Genomic DNA, 12,530 nt, shown 5'->3' with positions numbered 1-12,530 from the left:
AATTGGGGAGTATGCGCACGAGCTTGAACGTGTCTGAGGACATTCTCGAGGAGTTCGACGAGACATGGCAGGCTGAGGGGTTGGACTCCCGCTCGCGGGCGATTCGTGAAGCGATGCAGGAATACATCGAGGGACATTCACAACTCGAGGAGGTTTCAGGCGAGGTCGTCGCTGTACTGGCATTCGATTACCAGCACCACGAGGTGATTCACGATCTCCATTCGGCCCAGCACCAGTTTCAGGACGTCATCGAAACGATGAGCCATACCCACCAGGGCGAGTGGTGTTTAGAGACCGTCTTCTGTCATGGCGATGCGGCGCGGGTGCGGGAACTCGTGTATCGGCTCCGTGATTTCGATGGGGTTGGTCGTGTGAAGACGATGCTCCTCCGCAGTACTGCGCCGGCCGACCCGGAGTGAGATTCACTCGATACAGCAGCTCATCGTCGATATGTCCCGTCGGAACGCCTGACAGGCCTGTTTGAACGCCTCGGAGAACGTCGGGAACGGGTGGACGGTGTCGATGATGTCGTCGACCGTGAGGCCGAACGTCACCGCAAGCGTGGCTTCCATAATTATGTCGGCGGCACGGGGGCCGACCATGTGGACGCCGACGATCTCGTCAGTCTCGTGGTGTTTGACGACTTGGACGAGGCCATCCGTGTTCTCGACGGCCTTCGCTCGCGGGACATCCGCCATCTGGACGGTTCGGCACGAGCAGGTGCCGTGCTCGTCCATATACTCGCGTTCTGTCGTCCCGACTGCGGCGACTTCCGGGCTGGTGAACACGACTGCTGGCACCGCGTCGTAGTCGATGCTGACGCCCTCGTTGCCGAACGCGTTCTTGACGGCGTGATTGCCCTCCTTGGCGGCGACGGTCTCCAGTTCGGGCTCGCCGATCACGTCGCCCGCCGCGTAGATGTCGGGATTCGTCGTCTGGAAGTACTCGTCGACACGAATCGTCCCGTCGGGGTTCGTTTCGATCCCAACCGTTTCGAGGCCGATGCCCTCGCTATTCGGCTGGACGCCGGTCGCGACGAACAGCGCGTCGCCGGTGACCGTTCGCTCGTCTCCGTCGATGGTCGTTTCGACGGCGACGCCTGACTGAATCGCTTCGGCGCCGCCGTCGGCTGCTAGCGTGCGGACGCGCTGGAAGTCGTTGCCGGTGATCACCTCGATGCCCTCCTCCTCGAATGCACGCTGCATCTCGCGACCAAGTTGGCCTTCCATGTCCGAGAGGACGCGGTCGGAGCGCTGGAGAACCGTCACGTCGATGCCGACACGGTGCAGGATCTGTCCCCACTCCAGCGCGATGTATCCCCCACCGAGCATTAGGATACTCTCGGGAAGGTCGCGCTCCTCGAGGATGGTCTCACTCGTGTAGTAGTCGACGTCGTAGAGGCCGTCGATGGGCGGCGCCCACGGTGAACTGCCGGTCGCGACGAGGGCCTTCTTCCCAGTAATGTGTGCGCCCTCGTCGGCGCCGTCGACGACCTCGATGGTAGTATCGTCGACCAGCTGGCCGTACCCCTCGTAGATGTCGATCTCGAAGTGCTCGGCGACGTCGACGTAGTTCTCCTGCCGGAACCGCTCGACGAGTTCGTCGGTGTCGTTGAGGGCGGCGGCCCAATCGACGGTCGGCTCCTCGGGGTATCGAACGGCGTCGAAGGGGTTCTCCGACGCTGCAGCTCCGCTCTCGGCGACGGCAAGGAGATGCTTACTCGGAACACAGCCGACGTTCACGCACGTCCCGCCGATGGGCAAGCCGGTATTCACCATCGCTGTCGAGAGATCGCGTCGACTCGCTTCGGTGATTGCGGCGAAGGCTGCGGCGCCGCCACCGAGAATCACGAGATCGTAGTCGGCTGTCTGAGTCATCTGTGCCTATACTTTACGACGGGAAGTTCTTGTACTCCAGAGTCCGAAGCTATGGAGTAGGTTGGAGGCCACGAAGCTATGGCAGACACTACGTCATCGGCGCCCGCGTGCGATGTCGAGGGGACGTGCTACTGTCCGCTCACGGGTGTCATCGACACGTTGAGCCGGAAATACGCGATGCAACTCGTCAGCATCATCGGCGCACACGATTCGCTGCGGTTCGCGGAGATTGAGGAGCACCTCCCGACGGCGAGTACCTCGACAATCTCGAAACGACTCGACGAGTTCGAGGAGGCAGGACTCGTCTCACGGACGCAGTACAACGAAATTCCACCACGCGTCGAATACGCGCTAACTGACGAGGGTGATGAGATTCGTTCGAGATTAGAACCGCTTCTTGAGTGGGCGACGGCGAACTCCTGACGTACGGACTTTAGTGAATTTCATCCCACATCAAGTGGTGAGCAATTCAGATCGGAGTGCTGACCCAATGACTATCCTGTCTTCGTGTGCTACTATGTCGTATGATAAACGAGGGAGCGTCTGCACCGTCATTTACTCTTCCGGGTCTCCGTGACGGAGAACAAACCGGGTACTGCTTGGATGAGTCAACAGCCAATGATCGGGCTGCGTTGCTGGTATTTTACCCGTTTGATTTCAGTCCTATTTGTACAAACGAACTGTGTGCGATTCGCGATGCAGAGTGGTTTCAGCTAACGCCCGCTCTCGATGTCTGGGCAATTTCTGGTGACAGCGTCTACGCCCATCGAGCATTCGCCGAGGAATACGGCCTCAATTTCCCGTTACTTAGTGATAGTTCCGGGCGGGTTGCCGAGTCATATGACATCTGTTATGATGAATGGGAGAACCACGAGCGCGTCCCGCAGCGTGCCGTGTTTCTCATTGATTCCGAGCAAACGATTCGATACGCCTGGGCGACAGAAGATGCACTCGAGAAGCCGGATTTCTTCCCGGTTAAAGACGCTCTTGATACGCTTGAAGCGGAACGTGATGAATTCGGTCCTGAGGATGTCGAATTAGTAGTCGAATATAACGAGGAACCGGAATCTCTAACGTAGACTGCTATTTTAGGATTGTATCAGTGAACGCCGCTCCGACAATCAGCTCATGGCATCTTGGAACCGCTCACGAAGCGCGTCCTCGCGCTCCTCGAACTGGTTGACCTTCTCTTGCAGATCGTCGCTGATGCGCTCGATGCTCGCGAGCGCGCGCTCGCCGGCGAGCGACGCCTGCGACCCGTCATCGCCGTCTGTCTCCAGCTCCTCCTCGTAAGCGCGTTCGACGCGCTCGATGGTGCCCTCCGGGTTGAACAGGATGTCGTTGGCCGTGCGAACGTAGCCGTCCAGCGACGCACCCTCCTTGCCTTGGAAGAAGTGGGTGAGCGCGTACGTGGCGCCGGAATGCAGCGTCCACATATCGATCTCGACGGGGGAGGTCGCGTTGGCCTCCGCATCACTCGCAGCGCGCTCGGCCAGGTAGTCCGGGAAGCCCAGAAGACTGTAAAACTCCGTGACGGTGAACGGGAGCTCCGAGAAGTCGAGGTCGATGTCCTGGGCGTCCCGGATGAACTCGAATAGGTCGTCGGCGACGAGTTCGACCTGTGCGAGAAGCTCCTCCCACCAGGTGCGGAAGTTCCGCACGTCGCCGACGTGTTTGATGACCTCCTTGTCGGTGAGCGAACGCATCGTATTTGAACAGTACCCGTCCTGGGCGAACCCCTCGACGTAGACGGCGTGCTCACCGAAGAAGTCGTAGCCCGACGTGACGCCCATCGTGATCGGGTCCGACCGGCCGGGAAGGCGCACTTCGAGGCCGTCGAACATGATGTCCATATGGACCTCGCCGCCGCCCCGGTAGCGACGAATCTCGCCGAACATCACGTCACCCAGCGGCGTTCGGTCGATAGTCTCCTCCCGAAGGACCTCCTCCAGAGGGCCGTAGACGTCGACCGGGTTGATGATCGAGTACGAGTCGGTCGGAATATGGAACAAAGAATCCGTTTCGGCGTCCTCCTCACGGGCCTGCTCTCGAGCGCGACTCGGCTCGACGAGCGCGTTGAACCGCTCCGTCTCGACCCACTCGTCGGTGTACGGATTCTGGTACGCCACGGTCGTCTCGACGGCCTGCGGGAGGTCGCGGATCGCCTCAGCGAAGCTCACGGTGTCTTTGCCGCCGTGACGCTGACGATACCACTCGGGTAGTTCGGTGTCGGTACGTCCATCGACGCCTGCGAAGATGGTTCTCGACTCTGGGTCTTTCATCGTAGTCACCTCGACGCAGGAACGCTCATCGACGGCTGCCTGCATCGTCTCGCGCCCTGCGCCCCTCTGCCGGGCGCAACAACAACACCACGTTAACCAACACTAACCTAGGAAGCGGCTGTCTGTTGGTTAATCGAACCACCGTCGGGAAACTGTCGCACTGTCGTTACTCGGTGCTGGAGCGGCGTAGCCGAACCTGCTCCGGGTTCGGAACCCAGGGATGGTCCTCCCAGCAGTGAAGGGCGTGAGCATGGGGCGACTCGAACTCGGCTCCGCAGGATCCACACTCGTAGACATCGTCGGGCCAGGGCTCACTGACGTACATCGCTGTCACCGTCGTCCCAACCGGCTCGGGAGCTCCGCTTCGCTGAACGTACCGGTAGCCGCGAACCGTCCGTTGACGGATCGCTGTCCGGGCAATCTCGGCGGGTTTGCCGTCGGGGAGATACACCCAGCGAACGAAGTCGTCGACCGACTCCTTGGCCGAGGGCTGGAGGATGAACCACCGCTCGTGGGCATCCCGGAACAGGTAGCGTTCAGTTCCCCTGTTTTGGAGGTACACCGGGTCACCTTGGCCGGGGATGAGTCGCAGCCCCTGGGCCGGTGATATCGGGCCCAACAGTCGCTCGACTACAGATGGATCGCGCTCCGGCTGGTTGTCCGAGTCTTCCTCTGCTGCAAACTCATCGAGACGAGCATTCGTAGTCACGGAGCCCACCGTCCGAGTGAGGACTGTTCCCGCTCAGACTCATCAGGAACTTCACAGAGGAACCGCCACTTCGGCCGCTCTCGGATTTGCTTGTCGGGCCGGTTACCTGCCTGTCCGGGTTCCGTTTTCCCGGCGCAGTGCCAGCCCTTGTCTCTGAGCGCTTTAATCATCGAGCCGTCGAAGTCAGCTCGCACGAACGTCAGCAGAAGGCGAACGCCTCGCCGCCGACCGTGCCGACGCACGAATCGTTCCATCGACCGGGCGAGGGCGGCGGAGGCGAGATTCGGGAAGTCGACGCCGATGCAGATCCGTGCTGCCTCGACGATCTCGTCACCCTCGTATCGCGTGCCGTCGTAGTCCAGCGAGCGAATCAGTGGATAGCGCCACGTAATCGCACCCAGTAGCTGGTCCTGGTAACAGAGCCCGTGATGAACGAGGTTCGTCCGCGGGACACTGTCCATATAGGAATGATGGGCTTCGTAGATCGCGCCGGCGACGTGCCGTGGGATCGATTCGATATGGACGCGCTCTGCGAACCGCAGGCCGAGCGGCGCCGTGACCGGCTGGCCGTCGCGATGAATGGGACACGAGCACCCCTCGGGAGTGCGCGTGTACTGGAACCCGGTACTCCGCCGCTGGCCGGGAGAACGTGTCTGAGTCACGAGTCGGTGCCGTCAGTCTGCTCTTGCCAGTCGTTGTACCGCTCCAGTTCGCGACCGATTTTCTCGAGCGCCTCGACCCCGCGTTCGAGCAGCTGGTGGGTGGCTCGTAACAGCCGAATTGTCTCCATCAGCACTCCCCCTCCGGTGGCTCGATGAGGTTGTTGCTCTCGTCGACCAGGGCCCGGATGGCCTGCTCGACATCGGCATCGTCCGAAACCGTCCGGCTCGCCAGGGGTGCCGGATAGGCGCGATCGCCCTGATTACAGAGGACGGCCAGCCAGCCGTCGGTTCCCTCCCCAAGCACGATGTAGTGGTCGCGATCAGCCCGCTGGAAGACTCGCCGGTCAGGGCGAGTGACCGTTCGCCAGTTCTCGGGGAGTGTCGGTGACGGCCCCCCGCCGTCGGGAAGGGCGACGACGTCGTCGGCGATCGTCGCCATCGCCGCGTCGATTTCTTCGCCGGTGAGGTGCCAGCACGCCGCCGGGCCGTCACACTCGAGCTGGCTGATCACGCAATTCCGGAACCCAATGTAGTGTTCTCTCGCGATCTGGGCGTCGTTGTAGTAGTCGAGGAGGAGCCCACAGGCGAGCTGTGCGGGCCCGCTTCCAGCGTATCCCCACTCGAAGCCTGTCGGGCTGTGGTTGACCAGATCGAGACTTCGATCCGGGGTGAGACGCTGGTGTTCGGAGAGATTCAGAACGACGGCCTGGCCGTCGATGCGAAAGCCGACGTATTCGACGGAGTCGTCGCGACGGTTAGCGAGCGCTTCTGTCTGGACTACGTTCGACGTGGTGCGTCGGGCGTTCCCGTTCATCGGTACGTTGCGGGAGTGGTGACCCCCGCACCCCTCTCGGGGGTTCTACAAACAGAGCCGGAAACGCCCTCACCGTCCCTACTGGCTAGCTGCGGGGAACTCGAACCCGCCGGTGTCGGTCTGTGACTCCTCCGAGTCGGTAGTTTCTGATTGGACTGCCTGGCGGGCGTCTTCCAGTTCCTCGCGGCGGTCGTCGACGCTCTGGTGGATGCTAATGTCGTGTTTCTCGCAGAGCGCTCGCTCGACCGCGAAGGTCATCTCGTCGAAATCGACTGCCGTGATGTCGACGTCCTCCGGTGAGGGCGTCTCATCAGCCACGTCGATGTCTCGCGACCAGGTATCGGCCGAAATGTCGCTGGTCGGGAGTCGCCACTCGTCGCCCTCGAGCTGTTCACGCAGGTACCGCGCGAATTCCTTGTAGTGGTCGAGCGCGATGTTCTTCGTCGCTGAATCGGCCAGCAGCGCGATCGCGAGTTGATCGATGCGGGCCTCGTCAGCCTGTGGTCCCCAGTCGAACCCGCCAGGGGCGCGGCGTAGGACGTGGAGGTGCTTGTCCAGCACGTCGCCATCGGGCGTGTACACCAGCTGTCCACCCATACAGCGTTCACCGCGGTACGCTCGGCCGCCGGTCATCGAAACCCACCCTCCCAGTGACCCATACCTCGTGGTCGTTCTAGGGGCTGACGGGGACGGGAGTCCAACGGTCGACGGGCGGTGTCTGGACCGCGTCCGGCTTCCTGATTGCTCGCACTCGCGGTCCCGGTTGGTCGGGACCCGACGTACATCGGCTTTCGCGCTTGGCTCCGCTCCGTGACGACCTCCCGATGGAGCAGTGTACAGAGCTCCATGACGCTCTCGGCGAGCGCGAATGCTGCCTCTCGGGACCGGAGGTCGTGCTGGCTGAAGAGGATCGTCCCATCGGCTCGATCGACCCGGACCAGCCAGTCCGAGGATTGCTGGACGTGGCAGAGGACGGATTTCGAGAACTCGTAGGCGAACACGAAATGGTCGTCTTCTGTTCGGCGTTGCAACCACCAGTTGTCGGGAGCGATCTCGCTGTTGCTCTCAGAACTCATCGGTAACCCGGGACGAATGTGTCGTCCCGCGCCCCTTGCGGGACGAACAACAACACCAGCGCTCACGTCGTCGGGACTTCGTCGCCACCGTCGGCAACGTATTTAGTTATAGCAAGATACTATCCAATTACATTCGGATGGCTGTACTGGACGACCTCTCGGGATTCGAGTTCGAGGACTTGATGGAGGACGTCTTCCGCAACCTCGGCTACGAGAACGTCCGCCAGGCCGAGCGGACGGCCGACGAGGGACGGGACGTCATCATGGAGGAGGTCGTCGACGGCACCCGGCGTGCGATCATCGTCGAGTGTAAGCACACCGGGACGGTCGGCCGGCCGGTCGTCCAGAAGCTACACTCGGCCATCGCGACGTTCGACTTCGACGGTCCAAAGCGCGGGATGGTCGCCACCACTGGTCGATTTACGAACCCTGCCGAGGAGTACGCAGATCGGCTCCAGCGGAACGATGATCCCTTTCCCATCGAGCTGATCGACGGCGAGGACCTCCGGGAGATCGCCGACGAGATCGGTCTCGATCTCTACAACGGCCGCATCGAGATCCTCTGTGACGAGACGCTCCGGCCGTACGACCCGGCGGCGGATGTCGACGCACCTGTCCAGGAGGCGTTCCGCGACATCGAGAACATCGAGGCTGCGGATCTGCCGGTGCCGCACTCGCAAGTGACGTTCCGACCGGTGGTTGCGATCACCGCCGACACGAACGCTGTCTTTGAGACCTCCGTCGGTGTCATCCACCGGATCAACGACCGCACACAGTTCGTTGTCCACGCTGAGCGCGGCCATCCGAAGGTGGCCGACGACGAAGTCGCGACGCTGGTCACCGAGAATTTCCACGCGACGGTTCCCCTCGATACCGGGCAGTTTACCGAGGTATTCGACGACGTCGACGAACGACGGTTCGGCCAGACCCAAACGGAGTACAAGGAGTGGGCTGTTGACCGCCTCCAGGATTACCACACGACGACGGTGACCTACACCGGCGACAATAACGTCACGTACAACAAGACGTGTGAGCCGAATCTCTCGGACATCTCAGTGCAATCGATTGAGCCGGTGTATCTACCTGAGGTTCGGCAGACGACAGAGATACTGGAGTACTCGTATCCGTACGAATACTATTCTGCTGGCCCCTCACGGGTCACTCTGGAGGACGGCATCCATCGGTGCGTCCACTGCGAGACGAGCGGCGTTGACGAGACGTATACCTACTGTCCGAACTGCGGGGCGATCGCCTGCGACACCCACATCAAGACCGAACGGCTCGAAGGGGAGCCGGTCTGTACCGGCTGTGCGGTGACCGAACGGTTCGCGCTGAAGAGGAAGTACTTCTACGACGAGGAGAACCTCGACGCGTTCCGCAAGGAGTACGCCGAGATGCCCCTCCACGAGAAGGCGATGGAGAACAAGCTGCTTGCTGGAGGGAGCGTGGTTGCGACGCTGCTGCTCGTCGTCGGACTACTCGTGATCGGCGGCATCATCTAACCCATCGCAATTTTCCGCCAGACTGCGTGGTTGGTGTTACGCGACTCCGTACTGGTCTTTGAGTGCCATATATTCGTTCTTTTTTGGGAGGATGACTGGCAGATCATCTGTTCTGTCGAAGTCGCCCTGAAGTGGCCGATACAACGCTTTCACAGTGGGTTCCAGGTCGTACCACTGTGCGGTCTCGACGAGTGTCTCCTGATCGATATCCTCCGCCTCGATCAGCAGCATCGAATAGCTGACCCGCCTAGATCCGCTATCCAGAAGGAGCGTATGGCATACGACTTCAGCAGGCGTTAGGTCTTCGTCCGGAGCATACCAGAACGGAGGCTCGCCGGCGAGGAAAAACTGTAGACCATACGCTGTAAACCGACCCAGTCCGGTCATCTCCCAGTCCGGAGCTGCTTGGAGTGCGTCCGTATCCTCGTCGGTCTGCAGGCGAACGAGTGCTCGCTTCGGATCGCACCACGCGATCGTGGCACTGGGAGCGATTTCCCGGACTCGGGCTCGATGTTCGTGCTCTACAGTAGCCCGGGCGAACGCCAACAGCGGCGAGACTTCGTCATGAAGGGCGTACTTCGAATCAGATCTGGAGAGTAGTGCTCGGTGCTTGAGCGGTGATAACGCGCTGTGGACACCTTGTCGAGTGATTCCGAGCCGGTCTGCGATATCAGCGATGTGTCGTGGTCTATCGAGATACCAACACACGCGGAGTGTGGCTGGGGAGAGCAGTTCCGTCCAGTCTACGTGGCTGAACTCCGACTGCAGCGTTCGATACGCTTCGGTAACTGGATGTTCCGCGATGCGGACACGACGCTGATTGCTGGACCCACGGGTTTCTGTGAGCAATCCCGCTGCGAGCAATTCGTTGAGTACGTCGTACAGATGGTCTCGTGAATATCCGGTTTCGGCCGCGAGTTCCGCCGGTGTTGCTTCACGGCCGGTACTCAGCGCGTCAAGCACGGCGAGTCCGGCCTTCGAAATCATCTGGGTCTTTCTAAACCCTAACTGTATAAATACGATTTGGGATTTTACTTGACGACTGCTTCGTCCCGGACCAGTTCTGCGAGCGCGTCCTCGAGCGACCCGTGGAACTGCCAGCTCGCCTGCTCGAAGGCCTCGTCGGTCGGGCCGTCCCAGCGGGGGAACGCGGAGTGACCGCTCACTTTGACTGTCCACTCGGTCGGCTCGTCGAACGGGTTCTCCGTCGGGAGTTCGACGACGTAGAGGTACTCCTCGTCGCCGTGGATGCCGTCGGCCGGATTCTCGACGCCGTGGCCCAGCAGGAACAGCGGCTGGTCCAGGTGCTCCATATTGGACGGCTCGAGGAGATCCGCTGGCTGAGCCGCGTCGATCGTTCGCTCTGGGTCGCCATCCAGGTAGAGGTCGACCGTCGAGAGCTTGTCGAGGAACACGAAGGTCGCCGCCGTGTAGCCCGGGCCACGCTCTGCGCGGGTCGCATCGAGCAGCTCTTTCAGTTGTGCGAGATCCCGGAGGACGCTCCCGGGATACCCGTCCGAATGCCGGTACACCTGCGCGACGCGGTCGGCGCTGCCATCTGTCTCACCGGTCTGTTCGACTCGTTGGACGAATCGGAGTTGGCTCCGTGTCGACATCGGTACTCGCCGGCGCGTGTGCGCCGGCACCCATCGCCGGCGCTGAAACAACACCACACAGTCGTAGCGGGATTGCAATCCGCTACGCGAGATGTGACACCTCGTCTGGTTCCTCCACGTCGTCGAATTCACCACGCTCGACCGGCTCCCAATCCTCCCCAGGTGCTGGACTCCACCAGTCGATCTCATAGGCACCCGGTGCACCGAGGATTTTTGCCCGTGCCGAGCCGTCAGGCAGGTCGCGGCGGAGCTTCTCGTCGACGTGAAGGTTCCACGTTGAGTCGGTGTCGAAGCACGCGAGCACAGCCTCCTCGTAGCCACGGTCTTCTCGAGACTCTTGGAGGACGACCTGCGTGTTACAGTTCTTGCAGAACACTCCCTCGAAGGGAATGTGGGTGAACACTTCCTGCCCGCAGACGGGACACCAGAGGAACTCGAACAGTGCCTCGCTGTGTCGGTCGAGTACTTCGAGACTCATTGTTGGACCGACCCGGTTCGACCGGGTCACTCTCTCCGCCCCGGCCGAAAAACACCCTGCGTGTGTACGTCCTCAGCGTTCAGGGCCGTAGACGATGCGCGAGGGGGCTTCGTACCCACAGTCCGGACAGTCGTACCAGCGCTGTACCGTCGCTCCATCAGCTGTCTTCTCACCGACGAGGACGTCGTCGTTTGGACACTCCGGACAGTTCAGTTCGGGCGCTGGCCGCTCCCGAAGCGCATCCCGGAACGTTGTCGCCTCCTTCGTCTCGAAGCCTCGCGACCAGATCGGGTAGCCGTCGACGAGGATCGCTCCGCGCCACTTGTACCGGTATGAATCCGGCGCCCGGTGTAGAACAGCTCGCGCTCCAGTCTCGGTGTTTCGATACGCGAGTGTTGGTGAGCGACTCTCTCGTGACCAGTTGGTGATTCGTGGCATCGTTGGTCAGAAATGAACGTCTGCGGGGACGATCCAGAGCGTCTGGCTGTCCTCGTCTTCCTCGAGGACTCGGTCGAGCTGGCCTCGATGCCGAATCCCCTGGGCGTGCTGGTCGTACATCGGGATTGAGGGCCCTTCGTACGCGCCGACCTGGTGGAACGCGTGGCGGGCGAGGTCCTCGTCGCGCATGATCGCCTCGTCGCTGAGCTCGTCGAGCGCCTCCTTCACGCGGTCGAGATTCCGCTGAAACTCCTCTTTCGTGGCCTTCCAAGCCCGGTCGAGCAGTTCACCGCCCTCCTCTGAGTTGATGGGGGCCGCCGTCGGCAGGTCACCCCAGCGGGCCTTCCCGGCGACCGTCGTGTCGTCTTCATCGAACGTGACGTAGTAATCAAACACGGCGCAGCCGTGGGGATTCGCGCCGACGAGACGGTCGAAGACTGCTTTCCCCTCGACCAGGGCGTCGTGCTGTGTCGGTGCTTCCACCAGCGCGTAGATGACCATATGCATCTGGTTCACCTCGGAGTGCCGACTCACCGGGCGCCGCTCGGCGCTGTCTGCTCGGTGCGCCGGCACCCATCGCCGGCGCTCGAAAAACCTCGCTTCGGGAGACCGCGTTCAGGAATCGGCAGTCTGCTCGACGGTGATCGTCAGGTCGCCCGACTCGTAGTCGGCCTCGAAGTCGGTGCTGAACGCGTCGGAGTCGTAGGCGGCGTGGTAGGCACGGTGCAGTTCGAGCGACCCGGTCGCCTTGAAGTGGAAGAACGCGGCCGCCGTGTAGGGTTGGCTCTGGGTTTCGATCTGCGTCTCGACAGAGGCCGGGAGCGCGATTTGTGGTGTGTCCGTATCGATACTCGTAGCGAACGCCTTCGCTTCCTCGACGGTCGCCTGCGAATGTGCGGGTGTCTCGCCGGTGAGCACGTTTACCGGCGTCTCGGTATCGTCAGTGAACAGGACATCGTGGAAGGTGCGCGTCCCGAGGACTGCGTCGGGACTTAACTCGCAATCGTGGAGTGGATCGTCGTCTGGATTCTCGGGCATCAAATCAGAGCCTGCGGTGGGGCTCAGTCTCTACTGCC

Annotated in this window: 18 protein-coding genes; 5 read left to right on the top strand and 13 right to left on the bottom strand. The window is 61.6% G+C overall.

Features of this window, described 5'->3' with window-relative positions; all coding sequences use genetic code 11:
* Positions 1-11: 11 nt before the first annotated feature.
* Complete coding sequence (locus tag SM754_RS16175; protein ID WP_011222470.1) at positions 12-419, top strand: CopG family ribbon-helix-helix protein; 408 nt, start codon at positions 12-14, stop codon at positions 417-419.
* Between the two features lie 3 nt (positions 420-422).
* Here the strand turns inward: SM754_RS16175 and merA are convergent, their stop codons facing one another.
* Positions 423-1,877: a mercury(II) reductase gene (merA, locus tag SM754_RS16170; protein ID WP_103992927.1), complete on the bottom strand. Its 1,455-nt coding sequence runs from the start codon at positions 1,875-1,877 to the stop codon at positions 423-425.
* Positions 1,878-1,955: 78 nt separating this feature from the next.
* On the opposite strand from merA, the gene SM754_RS16165 reads away from it, so the two are divergent.
* Positions 1,956-2,300 carry a winged helix-turn-helix transcriptional regulator gene (locus tag SM754_RS16165; RefSeq protein WP_089649946.1) on the top strand — a complete coding sequence of 115 codons (345 nt, stop codon included), beginning with the start codon at positions 1,956-1,958 and terminating at the stop codon, positions 2,298-2,300.
* A gap of 101 nt (positions 2,301-2,401) precedes the next feature.
* Positions 2,402-2,956, top strand: a complete 555-nt coding sequence (locus tag SM754_RS16160) for a peroxiredoxin (protein ID WP_089649945.1) — start codon at positions 2,402-2,404, stop codon at positions 2,954-2,956.
* Between the two features lie 42 nt (positions 2,957-2,998).
* Here the strand turns inward: SM754_RS16160 and SM754_RS16155 are convergent, their stop codons facing one another.
* The 6 genes from SM754_RS16155 to SM754_RS16130 all read right to left on the bottom strand — a co-directional run bounded on the left by SM754_RS16155 (position 2,999) and on the right by SM754_RS16130 (position 6,977).
* Positions 2,999-4,159, bottom strand: coding sequence for a hypothetical protein (locus SM754_RS16155; protein WP_240728576.1), 1,161 nt, complete (start codon positions 4,157-4,159; stop codon positions 2,999-3,001).
* Positions 4,160-4,325: 166 nt separating this feature from the next.
* Positions 4,326-4,868: a hypothetical protein gene (locus SM754_RS16150; RefSeq protein WP_323677252.1), complete on the bottom strand. Its 543-nt coding sequence runs from the start codon at positions 4,866-4,868 to the stop codon at positions 4,326-4,328.
* Positions 4,865-5,530, bottom strand: coding sequence for a hypothetical protein (locus tag SM754_RS16145; RefSeq protein WP_103992925.1), 666 nt, complete (start codon positions 5,528-5,530; stop codon positions 4,865-4,867). The genes SM754_RS16150 and SM754_RS16145 overlap by 4 nt, the downstream gene beginning before the upstream one ends.
* Positions 5,527-5,658, bottom strand: coding sequence for a hypothetical protein (locus tag SM754_RS16140; protein WP_280178011.1), 132 nt, complete (start codon positions 5,656-5,658; stop codon positions 5,527-5,529). The genes SM754_RS16145 and SM754_RS16140 overlap by 4 nt, the downstream gene beginning before the upstream one ends.
* The gene (locus SM754_RS16135) at positions 5,658-6,344 is read right to left on the bottom strand and encodes a DUF6166 domain-containing protein (protein ID WP_103992924.1); all 687 of its coding nucleotides are present in this window, start codon (positions 6,342-6,344) and stop codon (positions 5,658-5,660) included. The genes SM754_RS16140 and SM754_RS16135 overlap by 1 nt, the downstream gene beginning before the upstream one ends.
* A gap of 78 nt (positions 6,345-6,422) precedes the next feature.
* On the bottom strand, positions 6,423-6,977 hold the full coding sequence (locus SM754_RS16130) for a DUF6166 domain-containing protein (protein ID WP_135807369.1): 555 nt from the start codon (positions 6,975-6,977) through the stop codon (positions 6,423-6,425).
* A gap of 191 nt (positions 6,978-7,168) precedes the next feature.
* On the opposite strand from SM754_RS16130, the gene SM754_RS16125 reads away from it, so the two are divergent.
* Together SM754_RS16125 and SM754_RS16120 are read left to right on the top strand one after the other, a co-directional pair.
* Positions 7,169-7,426: a hypothetical protein gene (locus tag SM754_RS16125; protein ID WP_210425035.1), complete on the top strand. Its 258-nt coding sequence runs from the start codon at positions 7,169-7,171 to the stop codon at positions 7,424-7,426.
* A 131-nt stretch (positions 7,427-7,557) separates the two neighbouring features.
* Entirely contained in the window at positions 7,558-8,922 is a 1,365-nt protein-coding gene (locus tag SM754_RS16120) for a restriction endonuclease (protein ID WP_135807367.1), read from the top strand.
* 36 nt (positions 8,923-8,958) lie between these two features.
* Here the strand turns inward: SM754_RS16120 and SM754_RS16115 are convergent, their stop codons facing one another.
* The 6 genes from SM754_RS16115 to SM754_RS16090 form a co-directional block, all read right to left on the bottom strand.
* The gene (locus SM754_RS16115) at positions 8,959-9,909 is read right to left on the bottom strand and encodes a hypothetical protein (protein ID WP_011222457.1); all 951 of its coding nucleotides are present in this window, start codon (positions 9,907-9,909) and stop codon (positions 8,959-8,961) included.
* A 44-nt stretch (positions 9,910-9,953) separates the two neighbouring features.
* Positions 9,954-10,538, bottom strand: a complete 585-nt coding sequence (locus SM754_RS16110; protein ID WP_011222456.1) for a hypothetical protein — start codon at positions 10,536-10,538, stop codon at positions 9,954-9,956.
* A gap of 82 nt (positions 10,539-10,620) precedes the next feature.
* The gene (locus SM754_RS16105) at positions 10,621-11,016 is read right to left on the bottom strand and encodes a DUF7567 family protein (protein ID WP_011222455.1); all 396 of its coding nucleotides are present in this window, start codon (positions 11,014-11,016) and stop codon (positions 10,621-10,623) included.
* A gap of 72 nt (positions 11,017-11,088) precedes the next feature.
* Positions 11,089-11,454 (bottom strand): DUF7568 family protein, encoded by a 366-nt coding sequence (locus SM754_RS16100; RefSeq protein WP_011222454.1) that lies wholly within the window; start codon positions 11,452-11,454, stop codon positions 11,089-11,091.
* 6 nt (positions 11,455-11,460) lie between these two features.
* Positions 11,461-11,961, bottom strand: coding sequence for a DUF7995 family protein (locus SM754_RS16095; protein ID WP_011222453.1), 501 nt, complete (start codon positions 11,959-11,961; stop codon positions 11,461-11,463).
* Positions 11,962-12,069: 108 nt separating this feature from the next.
* Positions 12,070-12,492 carry a DUF8025 family protein gene (locus tag SM754_RS16090; RefSeq protein WP_011222452.1) on the bottom strand — a complete coding sequence of 141 codons (423 nt, stop codon included), beginning with the start codon at positions 12,490-12,492 and terminating at the stop codon, positions 12,070-12,072.
* Positions 12,493-12,530 lie beyond the last annotated feature (38 nt).

The sequence above is a fragment of the Halorubellus amylolyticus genome (genome assembly GCF_034808145.1).
In the GTDB taxonomy this organism is placed as follows: domain Archaea; phylum Halobacteriota; class Halobacteria; order Halobacteriales; family Natrialbaceae; genus Halorubellus.
The sequence above is the reverse complement of the archived record's forward strand: the minus strand, read 5'-3'. Positions and strand labels throughout refer to the sequence as shown.